The sequence below is a fragment of the Sphingobacterium sp. UBA5670 genome (genome assembly GCF_002420705.1).
Taxonomy (GTDB): domain Bacteria; phylum Bacteroidota; class Bacteroidia; order Sphingobacteriales; family Sphingobacteriaceae; genus Sphingobacterium.
The window spans coordinates 227112-243615 of the sequence record NZ_DIIM01000016.1; the positions used below are offsets into that span (position 1 = coordinate 227112).

Here is a 16504-nt window from a genome sequence, read left to right on the forward strand (position 1 = left end):
CAGCTTTTCAATCCCTAATAAAACTCAATATATTTGCGAAATGGATGATTTATTAAAATTAGACAAACAGCTCTGTTTTTCCGTGTATGTATTGCATCGGGAAATTATGCAGCGCTATCGTGCTATTCTTGAAGAGATTGATTTGACCTATCCGCAGTATATCACGATGATGGCTTTATGGGAAAACGATGAGCAAACGGTAAATCAACTTGGTGGGAAACTATATTTGGATAATGGAACACTTACACCGCTTTTGAAGCGCTTGGAGAGCAAATCTTTGCTTACTAGGACACGGAGCAAAGAAGATGAAAGGGTTGTGAAAATAAAGTTAACCGAACAGGGAACTGCATTGAAAGAAAAGGCGAGCTGTATCCCGATGCAGATTTTTGAGGCATTAAAGCTCGACTATGCGGATATGGCTCAGCTTAAGGCTTTGGCAGAGAAGATCGTTAAAAATGCTGGAGAAAGTTAGCTGTTTGTATTATATGAATATAAAAAAGGATCGAATGCAGATGAACTGTATTCGATCCTTTTTTTGAAAGTTCGCCTCTAGCTGTTCATATTACATTAGCATGTTTCGGATTTTTTTGCAGCACTGTAATGCGGAGATTCGCTGAATGGAAAATATCATTCAAAAAATAAGAGACCTGGACTGGGCTGCGATTACAGAAACAATGCATACCCAGGGTTATACGATCATTCCAAAGTTACTTACAGATTCGCAATGTGATTTATTAAAAAAGGGGTATGGTGATTCAGGTGGCTATCGTAAAACTGTTATTATGGCGAAACATCGATTTGGATTAGGAGAGTATAAATATTTTGATTATCCCTTGCCCGACTTGATCCAAACCATTCGATCGGAATTTTATCCTTATTTGGCAATTATTGCGAACGCCTGGTTTCGGGCATTGGGAATAAAACTATCGTTTCCTCCAAAACATGAAGAGTTTTTGACGCATTGTCGGCGCCACGGTCAAGAGCAGGCAACGGTATTGATTTTGAAATATACACAAGGGGGCTTCAATACGTTGCATCAGGACTTATATGGAGAAGTCTATTTTCCAATGCAGGTTGTTCTGATGTTGGATGAACCCGAATTCGATTTCACCGGCGGAGAGTTTGTATTAACACAACAAATTCCAAGAGCACAATCAAAAGCAATTGTTCTAAAACCTAAAAAGGGAGAGCTCGTTCTTTTTGCGACAAATTTTAGACCGGAGAAGGGGCGTATGGGATATTTCAGGATTAATATGAAGCATGGAGTGAGTGAGGTCACATCAGGGGAGCGACATGCTTTGGGTATAATTTTTCATGACGCTGAGAAATAGATAAAACAATGGAATGGCACAAAAATATAACAGATGCTTTATTGCATGCTAAGATTCGCCGTGGAGAAATTTGCTTTGGCGGAAATGAAAAGTTGAGAATTTATGGATTGCTTCATTGCACATCAGGCAAGCGGATGAAGCGGAATAACAGAGTCTTTTTTACTTCGGAACAAGATGCGATAAAACATCACTACCGTCCTTGTGGGCATTGCTTGAAAGCCGATTATGTGAAATGGAAAGTAGCAAATAAGGGAGTAAATCGAATTCAATAAAAGAGGCTTATCGCAATTTCGTTGTGCTTTGTTGATTTTTGTGTTTATCTTGGCCAAAGTTAATTTTCGGATCAAAAGAGAAATGCGTTTACTTTCGATTGCTGTTTATTTTATTTTGTCTGTTTTGCTATTGATCAGCTGTGAAGAGCGGAGGCAGGATACAACGGCTTTGACTTATGTTGCTCAGAGTAAACGTGATAGTGCCCGTTTGGACCTTAGTCTTTTCGAGAGCCGTTTTCACGGAAAATTGTGGTTCTATAGACCTGGAGGTGAGGTTGATTCTGGCGATATTCGGGGCAATATCCAAAAAGATACGCTAATTGGGGATTATTATTATACGCCATTCGGCTGGGGGCAGAAAAAAAGAAGACCCTTGGTTTTATTAAAAAAAGGGTCTCAATATATTTTGGGTACGGGTACAGAGCAAGTGTATATGGGGATTCCCCATTTTATACCGTCTACTATCAATTTCCGGGATCCGAAGTTTATTTTTGCAGAGATTGATCGTTAAAGACAAGTCTATTGCTCCGATTTACATAATATTTTTCAATCTAATATATTGTAATAGCATAATAGTCTTTCCATCTTTGATTTCACCTGTATCAATCATCTGTAAAGCGTCCTGGATATTGAGTTCAAGAATTTCAATATGCTCTTCCTCTTCTTCTAATCCTCCGCCATCGCTCACTTTCATATTGTTGGTGTATTCTGCGATAAAAAAATGTAGGATTTCAGTCACCGACCCTGGAGACATGTAGGCTTCAAATATTTTTTTTGCTTCCTTGATTTGGTAACCCGTTTCTTCTTCTGTCTCTCTACGGATACAGTCCTGTGGTGAATCCTGATCTAACAAACCGGCACAAGCTTCTATTAGCATGCCGGATTCATTACCGTTTATGTAAGTGGGGATCCGAAATTGCCTAGTTAATATTACTGTCTGGGATGTTGTGTTATAAAGCAGGATGGCAGCTCCATTACCGCGGTCATAGGCTTCCCGGCTTTGTTGCTGAATTGTTCCATCTGGTATGGTATATTGATAGGTTAATTTTTTTAATGTGTACCAATTATCTGATAGAATTTCTGTTTTTACAATTTCAATATTTTTTATTGCCATTTTGTGGATGTTTAAGGTCAAAAGATAAAAATAAGTATTGCGATCCAGACTATACATGAAAAAGTAAAAGAAACCTTAATATACGTTGCTATTTTCCATGGCGCTATCCAGTGAAGACGGAGAGGTATGAAAAATAGAATAAACCCCGTGGGCAAGCAGAATAGGGCTATCCAGATAAAGTAATTCATCGGCATTCGATCAAAATAAGTCAAAGTGATGATAAAAGCGATAATGAGGGCCAAATAGAAACACCAGTTTGAAATTATTTTTTCTTTCTCTGGACGTTCCTTACCAGAACCTCGTCCAAGAATGAAAAAAGTGCCTTCAACTATGATGTCAATTAGGTCGGAAATCATAATACATAGTGCTTTAAAATAAAAAATGTAATTTCTGGCTTCACTGTTGGGCTTTACGTTTATTTTAAACCATCCTCCAGTACCTGTTTGCTGATAGTGAATTCCCTATAACCAAAGGCTCCTGATTTATACCCAATTACTGCCCCAAATTCGATGTTTTTTGAAGTAGAGGTCTTCGGAAATACAGAAGAACGGTATACATTGGATGAAGCTAAAGGTTTTTCAAAGACGCGAAAATGTAAGCCGTCTTTTGAATAGGCCAAATAATTCATATCTGAGGTAAATCGATCTACATTCCCAATAGCCAGACATAGAAAATAGTACCCGTCAATGTAAGATCCCTGCAAGTGCCAGGTTGAATATCCCTTGTTAAATTCAAGCCAGGGTTTATTGATAAATTCAATTTTTTTACTATTTCGATAAGGTGTGAAATCTAGTCCATTAGTAGAGCTACGGGATAAAATATTAGTCATTATGGGAGCCTTGTATGTTGGGGTAAAATCCACTTCATAGCTCGTTACATGTGTAGAATTTCTAACAAAGGTAGGAGAGAGGATATGATTGTCCTGGAATGAAGCTGGCTCATTACTATTATATACGAGTTCGAGAGGTGTCCAATTAATCCCATTTTTCGACGTTTGTCTTACAACGACCCGTTCAGCTTCTTCGTTTAATTTTCTACTGTTGTTTTCGCTTTTGGCGCCCCATTTTTTCAAAATTTTGCTTGAGAAAAAACAACCTCTGTAGTATAATTCGAATTCTTGGCCATTGAAATTCCAGTCTACATCAGACCAGTAACCTTGATTGGGGCTGCCATCTTTTTGGACGAATGAATCCTCCAATGCTGGGCGCTGTTGAATTGGGTTTATTAATCCCGCCGGAGTAATCCATTCTTTTCCATCGTTAGATACTACTACAGTCGGGTTTTCATACAGGGAAGCTGTTCTATCGGAGCCTATTATTCCAAAATAAGGGGTAAATACCATCCAATATTTGTATCCATTGAATCCGGCAGGAAAATATTCTACATCAGGATGGCAATAACTTGCACTATTGCCAGAAATGTCTCGTATCAAAGCAGGCAGTTCTTCTCCTGGCTGATTTGCATTGGCAATCGTATTGATTTTTATAGAACCAAGGTCATTGGTAAAACCTGCTGGAATAGGTAATTTTTCCTTTTCGATAATTTCTGGATCTGAAGGTACAATGCCCGGATGTATGTCTCTTTTACAACCAATAAACAATAATATTCCCAAAAAGAAATAGGTAATTCTTTGAAATGACATATGGAATCAATAAAAATAAAATGCGAATGGTAATTCGTTACGGCCTTACTTTTTCTGTTAATCTTAGCTAATGACAGCAAAAATGATCTATTTTTTTTGTTTCTCAAAATCGATTTGAAAAAATATGTTAATTGCTATAAATATTTGTTTTTGTGGAATTTGTAAAGAGGTTCGCATGAATTTGCGTGTTAAAGATAATCCTAGAATTTAATTGTTAATTTTACGGTATTGAATGTAAATGTTCAATAAAATAAGCATGTTAGCAGTAGCTACGAATGGAAGATGGTCTACATTACGCATTGGTTAAACCTGATAAAGCACTCACAGATTTTGTGGACAGCTTTTGGTATTTACGCAATGAATCAGGAAAGATAAAGGACACTGTCGGGTTACCAGACGGGCGTGTCGATTTGTTTCTTTTTAAGTCGTCGGTTGATGATTTCCGGGTTATTCTACTTGGCTTAGGGACATTGCCTCATGAAGAGGCTTCTATTCCTATTGATGGCCAGATATTTTGTATCAGTTTTAAATTGCTTGCTGTAGAATACCTTTTAAAGGAAGATATAGCCGGTATTATCAATACGGGAAAATTTCTGTCAAAGGATTTTTGGGGTTTTTGCGAGCAGGATTTAGTGGACTTTGATCAGTTTATTGTTAAATCTGAAAGAAAAATCAAATCACTTCTTCCAGTTGCGGTCGATGAACGTAAGCGAAAATTATTTGAGCTTATCTACAAGAGTAATGGAACTGTTTCCGTCGCAGAACTTTCCGAAAAGGTTTTTTGGAACAGCAGGCAGGTCAATCGATATTTTAATCAACGATTTGGACTTTCCTTAAAGTCATATTGTAGCATTCTACGTTTTAGATCCTCATTGGATCATATTGCTCAAGGAAAGCTTTTCCCCGAGGAGCATTTTTTTGATCAGACTCATTTTATTAAAGAGATCAAAAGATTTTCAGGAGTTGTTCCCAAAGAACTGTTTAAAAACAAAAACGACCGATTTATACTATTATCCTCCTTAACATCATCATAATTTTGTTTTATAAGTTTTTAAGATAAAAATGATGTTAATACAAAATAAGAAAATAGCCATAGTTGGAGGGGGGATTGGGGGATTGACTTTGGCTCGTTTGCTACAGTTAAATGGTGCCGAGGTTTCTGTTTACGAGCGGGATCTAAATCGAAACGTTCGTGTTCAGGGCTCAACTTTGGATCTCCACGAAGGGACTGGACTTGAGGCAATGAAACGTGCTGGTCTTTTAGAAGAATTTTATAAACATTATCGGCCCAATGCCAGCAAGCTGCGTATCGTTGACAAGCAACTTGTCGTAAAATTTGATGATCACGATGAACATGCATCAGTTGCCGAAAATCGACCGGAAATAGATCGGGCTCCATTGCGAGCTATCCTGTTAAATTCCCTGAAAGAGGAGACTGTCGTTTGGGACAGTCAATTTGTTGCGATGGAAAAATCTGGAGAGGGCTGGCTGTTGCATTTTAAGCATACACCGGATGCTTATGCAGATCTTGTTATTGCGGCGGATGGTGCTAATTCACGGGTCCGTCCTTATCTAAGCGATATAAAACCTTTATATTCTGGAATAACGTTGATTGAAGGGAATATCTATGAGGCTCAAAAAAATGTGCCAAATCTTTTCGAATTGACGAAGGGAGGGAAGATTATGGCTTTTGGCGGAGAACAGTTTATCGGATACGGTACCAAGGAGGATGGTTCGATCATGTTTGTTGCAAGTACAAAAATGCTAGAAAATCAACTTAGCGAATCTATTCGTGATTTTCAGGATAGAAAACAGGTCTTACATTGGTTCAGGAAGTACTTTTCAGGTTGGGGCCTGGGATGGGAGGAATTTTTTACCAATGATAGTGTTCAATTTATACCCCGGCCACAGTATTATTTTCCGCTCGACCAAAACTGGGAAACCCAAGCTAGTCTTACGATGATAGGAGATGCAGCTCATCGTATGCCGCCATTTGCCGGTGAGGGTGCCAATGTAGCAATGCAAGATGCATTTGAGCTAGCTGAATGCCTGACAAATGGAAAACATGGAACGCTACTGGAAGCCATATCTTATTTTGAAAAAGATATGATAAAACGTGGTGCTAAAGCAACAAAAGATACATTGGAAAACGGCGATCGGATGCATTCGACAACAGCTTTATCAGAGATGTTGAATTTCTTTAGCCAACCGGCAGAAGGTTAGTGGGCCTAAAAAGTTGTTGCTTTAAATATGATAAAAAGACAGTTTTGCTTTCTGTTAAAGGCATGTTGTTAAAAAGCATAATAAGGATTTATGATAAGCCAGTCGTTTAATTTATGCTTCATTGGATAATCGGTACCTCTTCTTTATTGCAGTAAGTACTTTTTTGTAGTATTTAGTTTTATCGGCTTCATCAATAACAACGATTTCAACATCATTTGCCTGAAGCAGTTGCATCTTGTCCTTGGAAAGTTCATGCCATTTTTTGGTTGTGTAATAAAATAATTGATTGACAATAAAGCTACTTCGTTTGTAATATTTATTTCTTGCACGATAAGTAAGGAGCCACCAAAGGTCTATCTCTACGAAATCAAGCGAAAGGCCAAATATGTGGATATCCTGCGTGAAAAATAGATCAATCCATGATTGAAGCTTGGTGTCCTTTTGCTGGCTTAACCTTTTCATCAATGGGGCTCTATAAACAGTTTCCGAACTGTAATTTGTACCATTAACGACATAGTCTCTCATTTTTTGCAGCTGACCACAATAATGTTCATAGCCAAGGTTAATGGACGATGGGTTTAGACAGTCTCCATGTATATGCCAGTAGGCTTTGTTGTCGCTTTCGTGTCTTCGAAATACACTATAGGTAGTTTCTCGGATTAGACCGGTATTTGTAGTCGCTGCTTTCCCTTCCAAACTAAATTCATAATTTGTGGTAATGATATTTTCGGTCGGAACATCCCGAATTAACTGGTGTATTTCATTTTGGTTGATCTGTGAAACACAATCCGATATATAACTTTTTAGTTCTCTCTCATTGATATGCTTTTCTTTAATTGCATTAAGAAATATTTCTTCATACAGCATGGGGAAAGGTTTCTGCCCATTTTCTAATGAACTGACGTTATATTTCGATTTGATATTGTGGAGCAAATCGCTCCAGCTTATTCCCGGTGAAATATTATTTATATCGTTTCCAACGAATAAAGTAAACTTGGTCATTTTTCTATAAATCAAGAGTCCTGTCTAAAAATTTTCCGGCAATGTTGAACAATCACAATCTATCCCACACTAATTTAATAAAAAATCTTGAAGGACTTATATGGCTTAATTTTGGCGTTTTTTAGATAGCGTAGACTTTAGCATATTATTTTTTTTAGGAAAATGAATCGTAAAGGTTGTTCCTTCATTTAGTGTACTTTCCACGGTTATTGTTGCATGAAGCCGCTCCAGAATTCTTTTGACGATGGATAATCCTACTCCTGAACCATCAAATTCAACAGCATTGGGTAGGCGATGGAAAATTTCAAAAATCCGTTCTGTTTCCTCTGCCGAAATTCCGATACCATTGTCGTAGATCTTGTAGACGATGGCAAGACCATTATCTTCGCTCTCCAATCCTATTATTGGTATTCCCTTGTTGCTGCTATATTTTATTGCGTTACCCAAAAGGTTTAAAAACAGTTGATAAATCAATGTTTTTTCACCATCGATAGGCAGGATTTTGCCTTTTTCAAATTCCAGGTTCTCGATATTATATCTGACTTTACAATCATCAATAATATGTTGGATGAAGCGTTCAGGATACACCAGCTCGTATTCGAAATCATAACTCTTTGTACGGGCAAAATCAACGGTTTTATCCAGCATATTATTCATCAATGAAATTGCCTCCATCATATTTTTCCCCGCTTTTGTTAAGAATTCCTGACTTAATCCAGCTCGGTCCCGGATCATTTGCGCGGTCATCTGTAAAGCGGCCAGCGGGTTTTTCAAATCATGACTTAATGTATAGCTAAAAGTTTCAAGTACATTATTGATTTCCACTAATTTTTCATTCAACGCCTGGATCTCCGTGAATTTCTTCAAACAGGCTTCCTGTATAATAAAACTTAGGTTTTTTAAAAAATCAATTTCCCATTCTTTCCATTTTGGCGCGGTCCCACTTACAGTCTTCTTCCAAGCTTCAAATGATGTACGGGGAGATGGAAAATTGACCGATTTGTTGGGATCATAAATAAGCTGTTTCTCAGGTTGTCCTGCCCAAACTTCTTCAATTTTCACTTCTTCCCTAAAAAAGTAAATCTTAAAATCCAGTTTAAACTCCAGGTCTATACTTGCGATGCCTGGAAAATTGCACAACTGTTCTTTGTCATTCTGAGGCCATTTAAAATCAGATTGCCAAAACAATTCCTCTTTGCTGTGGTTGACCATATTTTTTTCCAGCTGTTGAATGCAATCTTTAGTGGGCGTTTTGCCTATCATATGCCATTTGCCGCGGTATTTGAATGCTATTCCATCCGCTTTTAGGATGTCCATTAGACTGGAAGTAAGATTTCCGAAGACCTTATGGAGATCTTGCTTTGAGAATAGACTTTGTCTGATCTCAAATTCTATACTTTTTGTCTTCAGTTTGAAGTTGTTTTCTACAATTTGTTTGTTGGCCAAAAAACTGTTTACGGCATATTGAACAATAAATACGGAGAGATGTCTTTGTGCTAAATCTATGGTCTTGGGCATTCTATTCTGGCAGGCCACTAAGCCCCACAATTGACCGTTAATGATAATAGAGAAACTCCCACTTGCACGAACTTGCGCATTACGAAGATATTGAAGATGGATCGGAGACATGGCCCGTATCCCAGTCATGGAAAGATCTAGTTCCTCTGGATTAATGCCAAGTACAGGAATTGGCTTAGCTTCCACATCAGGAGTTACCCGGGCAAAAATTTTTGTATAAAGCCTGCGTGCTTGTTGAGGAATATCGAATTCGGGATAATGGTATCCCAAAAGAGGTTCTAACTCCTCAGACACATGCTCGGCAATAACTTTGCCGTCCCCATTTTTTGAAAATTTGTAGATCATCACACGGTCGTATCCCGTTACGGTATAGATATTTTCTGCGAGCGCTTTCCAGATGTCTTTATTGTTATTGATATGTTGGGCATAGTGGTAGATATTTTTGAATTGATGAGAACGCGATTGGTGTCTTTCTATTTCAATAAATATCTTATCGTCAAAAGGATAAATACTTAGGTAGTGTGTTTCATCTTGCAGTTGAATATCGGCTACATATCGGTGCTTGAAAGTCTCTATGTTGTCCCGTAGTACATGATCAAGATCGATAGGGTGAGATAGCTTAAGGTTACTGATGAACGTTGATAGGAGCATCCCTGTGTATATGCTGTGTTCTGGTAAGCCGATTTCTTGCCAGTTTTCACTCCAGCCAATACAATGAAGAAATTTATCAAAGACGATCAGGCAACCAAAGTTCTGTACGTGACCACAGAGATGGATAGCTTCCTGATCGCAATTTAAAAAGTGGGGGATGTCCATAAAGACTAACTTACAAAAAAAAGTTGTATTATAACCAAATTCTGGATGGAGACATCCAAAGTATCTCCAGATAGAGGGGGAAAGACTTTTATATCCAACAAATGGATATATAAAAATTTATTAGATTTATCTACTATATTCGATAATGAGGTTAAAACTCCTGTCCATTGACAATATCATTTCTATCCTTGAAGTATATCTAAAGCATCTCTCTAAGCGGCAAAATCTCTATGCGACAGAAAAGGCTAGGCGAACCAACTTCCTAGCCTTCATGGTATAACTCATCCTATGCTATAACATACAGATAACAAAGGAGTAAAAGAAATGTTTTATTCAGGGTTAAAATACAAAATCTTCTACTTGTTGTTTTGCTTTGGAAAAGACATCATCTTTGGCATCCGATAGGTTAACTCCTTCAACTCTAAAAACCTCAATATCTGTAATACCCAAAAATCCTAAAACATGTCGAAGATACTGCTCAGTATGATCGAAATCTTTCATGAAACCTTCCGAATAGATCCCACCAGTAGAAATCGCCAGGTAGGCCTTTTTGTTCGTTACGAGTCCTTGTACACCATTCTCTCCGTATTTAAATGTCACCCCCGCTCTGGCTATCTGATCGATCCATGCTTTTATCGTAGAAGGTATAGTGAAATTGTACATAGGTACATCGATCACCAAGGTATCTGCTTCCATAAGTTCGGCAATAGCTTCATCTGAAGGACGTATTGTTTCAAGTTGATCTTTAGTTCTTTCGTCTGCCGGAGTAAAGAAAGCTGCAACATGCCTGTCAGATAAGTGAGGCAGTGGGGTAGACGCCAGGTTGCGCTCCTGTACTTCAACGGGATGTTTGGCTTTTATTTGTTCAATAATAGAATTCCCTAATTTATTACTGAAGGATGCTTGGCCTCTTAAGCTCGAGATGAGATGTAATATTTTCATTGTTTTATTTTATTTTTGTTTTGACAAATTTCCAGATAAATACTATAATTTTGTTATCTGTTACAAAAAGGATAGTACTTACAAAAAGAATAGTATATGGAACATACTGCAGAACGTTGTGCTAAAGCAAATTTGGCTATTCGAGATACGCTGGATGTCGTTGGTGGTAAATGGAAACTCGTACTGCTTTCAGTCCTGAGAAATGGAAAGCGTGGTTTTAATGAGCTTTCACGTGAGGCGAGCATTTCCCCGAGAATCTTGTCGAAGGAACTTCAGGAATTGGAAATGAATGGACTTGTGAAACGTATGGTCTGTGATACTAAACCTGTAACGGTACAATATGAGCTGACAGAATATAGTAAGACACTAGAGCAGGTTTTGATTGAAATGGAGCAATGGGGGCAGCAACATCGTCGCAAAATAATAGCTGGCCTTTAACTTCTTTATAATTACCGATAAGGGACGAACCTTTTCATGGCTTTTGGGTTAGTTCAAATTGAAATCGAAAAGGGATGATGGTTTTTGTGTCAATTGAAGATAATTTTCTTCTAGAAGTTTGTACTCCTCCAAAGCTATTTCCAGTGTGCTATCTAAGATAATCGTAACCAATTTGGTGTCTGGATCAATCCGATAAAAATAAATTTTACCACATATACTTGATTCATAATTGTTCGTCTTGTGGAAACCGATCTTGTAATCTTTTGCTTCAAATGATGTAAGCTCTGATAGTTTTATGCCGTTGTTAATCTGATAACTCATGTTATCTTTTGCTAGTATGAAAAATTCTTCGCCGGCATGGTGCCATCTATAAATTTTAAAAAAACCAAATGAAATAAGCAGACCTAGGCTCAATACGAATAGAGAGGAAGGTCCTAGTTCAGCAAAAATATTGAATACGACGATGAGGGACAGTGTACCTAGGAATGACAGCATACATAGACTGGCAAAGATGAATAGGTATAACTTAGGATGTACCATTTTGATAACAAACCTAATATATTCCTCATTTTTGTCAAAATATATGGCATTTTTGGTCATTGGCATAGTAAAATGTCTTTTACGCTAAATTAATATATACTTTTAGAATATTTATTTTTTTTAATTTATTGTGTTTTTGGCTTCGAGATGTTCATATTTTAAGTTATCAAATGCTATTTAAATAACCAGCTAAAATGGGAAATTCTTTCAGGTATTCAACGTAAACAGTCAATTCTCAACGTGTATCTGTTAAGCCATTCTTTCTTTGCTATTATCAAGCAAAAAGCCTTATCTACGAGATAGGGCTTTTTTTTTGAAATGGAGGTGTTGACGATATATTCGGTAGCTGCAATGTACCGCCTACTTAGGTTTGATATTCCATTTTCTGGCAAGGTGCTGTATTTAACTTTGTATTGAAATAGGAGCTGAATAGACATTGATGAAGTGGTGCCCCTTCTTCTATGCCCAGCCCCCTCCTTTTTCTTAGAAAACGAAGGTTATAATTGAATGAATACATAAACATATAGCGCTATGGAAATAAAAGAAAACAAACTAGTGGGTGTTCCTTATAGAGAAACTCCAAATAAAGGTGGAATTATCAAGCCTGTTTATATTATAATGCATTACGATGGTGCGACCAATGGAACAAGTGCGATCGATTGGATGACAGATGCCCGGAGTAAGGTCTCCGCACATCTTCATATAAGCCGTGATGGTGTCATTACGCAATTGGCCCCATTTAACATTAAATGCTGGCATGCAGGAATCAGTAATTGGGCTGGGCAGAAAGATCTCAATAACTATAGTATCGGGATTGAACTGCAAAATAAAGGTCAGGAGACCTATACTGAAAAACAGATTGACGCGGCGATTTCCGTATGTAAAGCGATTTGTGTTACATACCCAATTAGAGAGATTTTGGGGCATTCGGATGTCGCACCAGGAAGAAAGGAGGATCCAGGGATGCAGTTTCCTTGGGAGAAATTTAAACTGTTAACGAAAGGAACTTATAATGGAATTACTTGAGATTTTAGAGAAATTAATCATCCCAGTGGTCACAGCCGTAGGGGGCTACTTGGTTGGAAAACCTAAACAGCAAGCCGAAGTGGAAGCGACAAATGTCGAAAATGCAGGAAAGGTAATTGAAAAATGGGAGGGATATGCGAATAGGTTAGAGAAAGATATTGAACAATTGCGAGCTATCATTGAAGATCTTAATGAAGGTTTACGTTTGGCAAATGATGAACGTATTGCTTGTACGAAGACCTTGGGAGATTTACAAGCAAAATATGATGATCTAATGAAGCTCTATAACAGGCTACAAATTGAATTAAAACAGATAAAAAATGAAAAATATACTACAGATGATCTCAATACTGCTACTGGTTAGCAGTTGCGGTCTATTTAAGAAGACTTTAAAATCCACTGCATCCGAACAAATGGCTATCACAGAAAAAATAGATAAAAATTTGCAGGTTGAGCGGGATACGGGGGAAATAAAGGTTGTTCAATCATATGCTGGAGCTTTGAAGAAGAGCGAGGACGTTATTCAAATTGAAGGTGAGGGAATTCAGATCACGCGAGATGGTGTCGTACGGCTTCGAAGCGGGAAAATCTATCAGAAACAGAGCGTGCTAGGTAAGAGGTTGGAGACTGAGGAACGATTTGACGCAGGTTGGAAAGGTCAGAAAATGAAGAGCAGTCGGCAAAGCGTTCAGAAAATAAAACTTCATGATACGGAGTCAAAATCGGTAGTAAAACCCGCTACGACAAGTATGCTTTATTTTTCAATTGGCTTGGGAGTTTTAATCACATTAGTTATCTGGTTGATAAGAAAAGGTCGAGCTTTTGTGCACTGGTAATAGTTCTGCAGGTTAATTCAACCTGACCACGGCCAGCGGGAATGTAGTACAAAAAAAGTCCTTGAGTATTCAATATTCAAGGACTAGTTTTTTACCAAGGAAAAGTGGAAGGTGTTGATAATGATGGTGGTATTTTTATGCATGTAATTAGACATTGTTGAAACGGGCCTCAATAAGGTAATAATTTGCAATTTGTTTAATCTCCTTTTTGAAATCACGGTAAAGGTCGAATTGATTGCAGGCACAGATGATAGATTTCTGTAATGTGTCATTATTTATTTGTAAATAAGGACCTAATTCTTTGTATATGCTACTTTTTACTTTGGTTTTCAGATTATCCAATTTTTCCGGCTGAAAAATACGAAGCACAACTGCTATTGCTTTGTAGCGATGCTGTATATCCTTGTAATTGATATATTCTCCCATAATCTGCTTGGTAGGTATATTTACAAATTGGCAATAGCAATCGATAACTTTACTGATTTTAGAAAGATCAGACTCGTATATTTTATCGATGGACTTTAATATTTCGGGGTGATTTTCTTTTAAGAAATTCATAATGAATGAATAATATAATGTGTTCATACGCTGTGAACTATTTTTTTCTGTTAATCTGATTGTTTCTTTTTTTCTTAAAATATTGTTTTGTCCGTGTGACTGATTGTGATCCAGTGTGTAAATTATCTGCTGTTTTGGACTGTGTGTAAGAAGCTGTTCCATTTTCTTTTTCTGTTTAAGTATGAACTGATTTTTCGTTTCTTGAGATGGTGATCCTACAATAATTCAATCCGGCCGCAGGCGCTTGATTGTGCTGTGGATCTACAGTTTATTTTAATTTGTTACTTGTTAAACAAAGTTAAACAAATTTGTTAATCTTTCAATTTATTTTAAGCTTATTTTTTGCTATTATTCTTCGTTTATAAACTTATTTGTTTAACTTTAATTTGTTGGTAATAAGTGATTTAATTTTTAAATATAGTGGTCTATTTGTTAAGGTTTAATAAGTTGTGTAACTTAGTGTCAGAATGTTATGTATTTGTGTAACATTTGTTAAATATCCTATGAACTATGGAAACTTATCCAAATAATAATTTTGAAGTTTTACGCTTGGAGATGCGTGTTACCAACCGCGAATTTGCGTCGCTGTTAGGTGTGCGTGAACAAGTGTACTCGCGTATAAAAAAGGGGGAGTATCCTATTGGGCTTACCATGAAAACACGCATTCAACAAGCCTTTCCTCATATCCAGTATGATTGGTTAGTGTATGGAAAAGGGGAAAGGATAGAGGCTGGTGCTTTGATTCAGCCTGACTCCATATCGATGGTTAGTATCGGTAATGGGAAATCAATTGGGTACTTTGCGGATGATGTCAAGTTTATCGACGAAAACAAGAACAATATATTTTTTGAAGTCTCTCCCGGGCGATACCTGATGCAGACTAAACTTGTTACCGAGAAGGCTAAAGCAGGATATTTGTCTGGTTTTGGAGACGCTGAATATATGGATGATTTACCGGCCCATTTTATTACGGTTAATGAGTTCCATAAAGGTGCTTATCGCTCTTTTGAAGTTAGTGGGGATAGTATGACAGACGGGACTGATGCCAGTGTGTTAGACGGTGATATTGTAACTGGTCGTCTGATAAAAAGAGAGCTATGGCAATCAAAATTTCATACCCATAAATATCGTTATTGGGTTGTTGTCCACAAATATGAAGGCGTTATTATTAAAGAGATTGCCCATCATGATGTAAACAATGGAATTCTTACGCTTCGCTCTCTTAATACTGATAAAACAAGATACCCTGACTTTGAGGTAAGCCTGGATGATGTAGACCAGATTTTTAATGTTGTAGATATTAGCCGTTCGCTTTAGGAAACTCGTGTCCTCAATTTTTCCTTTTTTGACGGTTCATCTTTTAACACCAAAGTTTAGGCGATAGATCTCTTTATGTCACCTATAGTTGCTCGGTAAATTGATCCAGTTGTACTCTTTTAAACCGAAAAATACTTATTCTTAGCGATTTCATATTTTTGCTAAAAAATATAGGAATAAAAACTAATTTAGTTAGTTTTTATTCCTATATTTGACCATCAATTGAACGTATACGAACATGTTGTTACGTGCTATTTTAGCGTTCCTAGTATATATAGCGTTAAGACAGCTGATAGCGTGATAAGAATATTGGTTGCTCATTATTCAAGCATGTTCGTATCGTTCAAAAGAAATAATAGGATATATAAACATTATTTTTAGCGCTGCATACGTCCTTACCGCTGTTAATCTTTTACAAAACTTACATCAGTTATTGTATAAGAGAAGTTATCTTTTTCCCGCTCATTCTCAGGTTTCTCCAATTCACTGTAATGCACTGTTCCGGTCATCTTGAACGTTGTATGAGAATCTAGGTTGATTTTCTCACCATTATTGTCAAATACGTAAAAATTTTTGAGTGTATAATTTTTTTGATCCGCAGGAAGTTCAAATAACACATTATTTTTTTCTGTTCCAACTGGTAAGATCACGCTGAAAGCAGTGAATTTTTCTGAGCTGAAGGCATGGGATTTGACCACAAAATTCATAGCCATGGTTTTTGATTTGCCTGATGAGAAGGTAAAAGAAGGTGCGTCAAACTCACCTGTTAATTCAATGGTTTTATTTTGATTGTCATAGTTTGATTCGATAGCTTTTACCGTATCAACAGAACCGCCATTGCAAGATGCTAACAGTGTCAAACCCGATGACGCTAACAATAATGCTGAAATTAAGTGTTTTGTTTTCATGTCAAAAATTATTAATTGAGA

Annotated in this window: 19 protein-coding genes; 11 read left to right on the forward strand and 8 right to left on the reverse strand. The window is 37.2% G+C overall.

Features of this window, described 5'->3' with window-relative positions:
* The first annotated feature begins 40 nt into the window (after nucleotides 1-40).
* The 4 genes from B3C94_RS13845 to B3C94_RS13860 all read left to right on the forward strand — a co-directional run bounded on the left by B3C94_RS13845 (nucleotide 41) and on the right by B3C94_RS13860 (nucleotide 2114).
* Nucleotides 41-472 (forward strand): MarR family winged helix-turn-helix transcriptional regulator, encoded by a 432-nt coding sequence (locus tag B3C94_RS13845; protein WP_293904618.1) that lies wholly within the window; start codon nucleotides 41-43, stop codon nucleotides 470-472.
* A 145-nt stretch (nucleotides 473-617) separates the two neighbouring features.
* A complete protein-coding gene (locus B3C94_RS13850; protein WP_293904620.1) occupies nucleotides 618-1331 on the forward strand; it encodes a 2OG-Fe(II) oxygenase in 714 nt (237 codons plus the stop codon).
* An 8-nt stretch (nucleotides 1332-1339) separates the two neighbouring features.
* On the forward strand, nucleotides 1340-1603 hold the full coding sequence (locus tag B3C94_RS13855; protein ID WP_293904622.1) for an Ada metal-binding domain-containing protein: 264 nt from the start codon (nucleotides 1340-1342) through the stop codon (nucleotides 1601-1603).
* 82 nt (nucleotides 1604-1685) lie between these two features.
* Nucleotides 1686-2114: a hypothetical protein gene (locus B3C94_RS13860; protein ID WP_293904624.1), complete on the forward strand. Its 429-nt coding sequence runs from the start codon at nucleotides 1686-1688 to the stop codon at nucleotides 2112-2114.
* Between the two features lie 21 nt (nucleotides 2115-2135).
* On the opposite strand, the gene nudK is transcribed toward B3C94_RS13860, so the two are convergent.
* Together nudK and B3C94_RS13870 are read right to left on the reverse strand one after the other, a co-directional pair.
* Nucleotides 2136-2717 carry a GDP-mannose pyrophosphatase NudK gene (nudK, locus tag B3C94_RS13865; RefSeq protein ID WP_293904626.1) on the reverse strand — a complete coding sequence of 194 codons (582 nt, stop codon included), beginning with the start codon at nucleotides 2715-2717 and terminating at the stop codon, nucleotides 2136-2138.
* Between the two features lie 415 nt (nucleotides 2718-3132).
* Nucleotides 3133-4359, reverse strand: coding sequence for a hypothetical protein (locus B3C94_RS13870; RefSeq protein WP_293904628.1), 1227 nt, complete (start codon nucleotides 4357-4359; stop codon nucleotides 3133-3135).
* 275 nt (nucleotides 4360-4634) lie between these two features.
* Between B3C94_RS13870 and B3C94_RS13875 the strand changes: the two genes are divergently transcribed.
* Nucleotides 4635-5393: a helix-turn-helix domain-containing protein gene (locus tag B3C94_RS13875; RefSeq protein ID WP_293904630.1), complete on the forward strand. Its 759-nt coding sequence runs from the start codon at nucleotides 4635-4637 to the stop codon at nucleotides 5391-5393.
* Nucleotides 5394-5421: 28 nt separating this feature from the next.
* On the forward strand, nucleotides 5422-6582 hold the full coding sequence (locus tag B3C94_RS13880) for an FAD-dependent oxidoreductase (RefSeq protein ID WP_293904632.1): 1161 nt from the start codon (nucleotides 5422-5424) through the stop codon (nucleotides 6580-6582).
* A 111-nt stretch (nucleotides 6583-6693) separates the two neighbouring features.
* Here B3C94_RS13880 and B3C94_RS13885 read toward each other — a convergent pair whose 3' ends face one another.
* From B3C94_RS13885 to B3C94_RS13895, 3 genes are all read right to left on the reverse strand, one after another.
* The gene (locus B3C94_RS13885) at nucleotides 6694-7584 is read right to left on the reverse strand and encodes an SIR2 family protein (RefSeq protein ID WP_293904634.1); all 891 of its coding nucleotides are present in this window, start codon (nucleotides 7582-7584) and stop codon (nucleotides 6694-6696) included.
* A gap of 105 nt (nucleotides 7585-7689) precedes the next feature.
* Nucleotides 7690-9918, reverse strand: coding sequence for an ATP-binding protein (locus B3C94_RS13890; RefSeq protein ID WP_293904636.1), 2229 nt, complete (start codon nucleotides 9916-9918; stop codon nucleotides 7690-7692).
* Nucleotides 9919-10257: 339 nt separating this feature from the next.
* The gene (locus tag B3C94_RS13895) at nucleotides 10258-10860 is read right to left on the reverse strand and encodes an FMN-dependent NADH-azoreductase (RefSeq protein ID WP_293904638.1); all 603 of its coding nucleotides are present in this window, start codon (nucleotides 10858-10860) and stop codon (nucleotides 10258-10260) included.
* A gap of 96 nt (nucleotides 10861-10956) precedes the next feature.
* Between B3C94_RS13895 and B3C94_RS13900 the strand changes: the two genes are divergently transcribed.
* A complete protein-coding gene (locus B3C94_RS13900; RefSeq protein WP_293904640.1) occupies nucleotides 10957-11298 on the forward strand; it encodes a winged helix-turn-helix transcriptional regulator in 342 nt (113 codons plus the stop codon).
* A gap of 48 nt (nucleotides 11299-11346) precedes the next feature.
* Here the strand turns inward: B3C94_RS13900 and B3C94_RS13905 are convergent, their stop codons facing one another.
* Nucleotides 11347-11793, reverse strand: a complete 447-nt coding sequence (locus tag B3C94_RS13905) for a hypothetical protein (RefSeq protein WP_293904642.1) — start codon at nucleotides 11791-11793, stop codon at nucleotides 11347-11349.
* A gap of 576 nt (nucleotides 11794-12369) precedes the next feature.
* On the opposite strand from B3C94_RS13905, the gene B3C94_RS13910 reads away from it, so the two are divergent.
* From B3C94_RS13910 to B3C94_RS13920, 3 genes are read left to right on the forward strand one after another with little or no spacing between them, the layout of a single operon-like run.
* Nucleotides 12370-12864 carry an N-acetylmuramoyl-L-alanine amidase gene (locus B3C94_RS13910; protein WP_293904644.1) on the forward strand — a complete coding sequence of 165 codons (495 nt, stop codon included), beginning with the start codon at nucleotides 12370-12372 and terminating at the stop codon, nucleotides 12862-12864.
* A complete protein-coding gene (locus B3C94_RS13915; RefSeq protein ID WP_293904646.1) occupies nucleotides 12851-13228 on the forward strand; it encodes a hypothetical protein in 378 nt (125 codons plus the stop codon). Before B3C94_RS13910 ends, B3C94_RS13915 begins: the two co-directional genes overlap by 14 nt.
* The gene (locus B3C94_RS13920) at nucleotides 13185-13700 is read left to right on the forward strand and encodes a hypothetical protein (RefSeq protein ID WP_293904648.1); all 516 of its coding nucleotides are present in this window, start codon (nucleotides 13185-13187) and stop codon (nucleotides 13698-13700) included. Before B3C94_RS13915 ends, B3C94_RS13920 begins: the two co-directional genes overlap by 44 nt.
* Nucleotides 13701-13847: 147 nt before the next feature.
* On the opposite strand, the gene B3C94_RS13925 is transcribed toward B3C94_RS13920, so the two are convergent.
* Nucleotides 13848-14420 carry a hypothetical protein gene (locus B3C94_RS13925; protein WP_293904650.1) on the reverse strand — a complete coding sequence of 191 codons (573 nt, stop codon included), beginning with the start codon at nucleotides 14418-14420 and terminating at the stop codon, nucleotides 13848-13850.
* Between the two features lie 348 nt (nucleotides 14421-14768).
* Between B3C94_RS13925 and B3C94_RS13930 the strand changes: the two genes are divergently transcribed.
* Nucleotides 14769-15575 (forward strand): LexA family transcriptional regulator, encoded by an 807-nt coding sequence (locus B3C94_RS13930; RefSeq protein ID WP_293904652.1) that lies wholly within the window; start codon nucleotides 14769-14771, stop codon nucleotides 15573-15575.
* Between the two features lie 404 nt (nucleotides 15576-15979).
* Here B3C94_RS13930 and B3C94_RS13935 read toward each other — a convergent pair whose 3' ends face one another.
* Nucleotides 15980-16483: a hypothetical protein gene (locus tag B3C94_RS13935; RefSeq protein ID WP_293904654.1), complete on the reverse strand. Its 504-nt coding sequence runs from the start codon at nucleotides 16481-16483 to the stop codon at nucleotides 15980-15982.
* Nucleotides 16484-16504 lie beyond the last annotated feature (21 nt).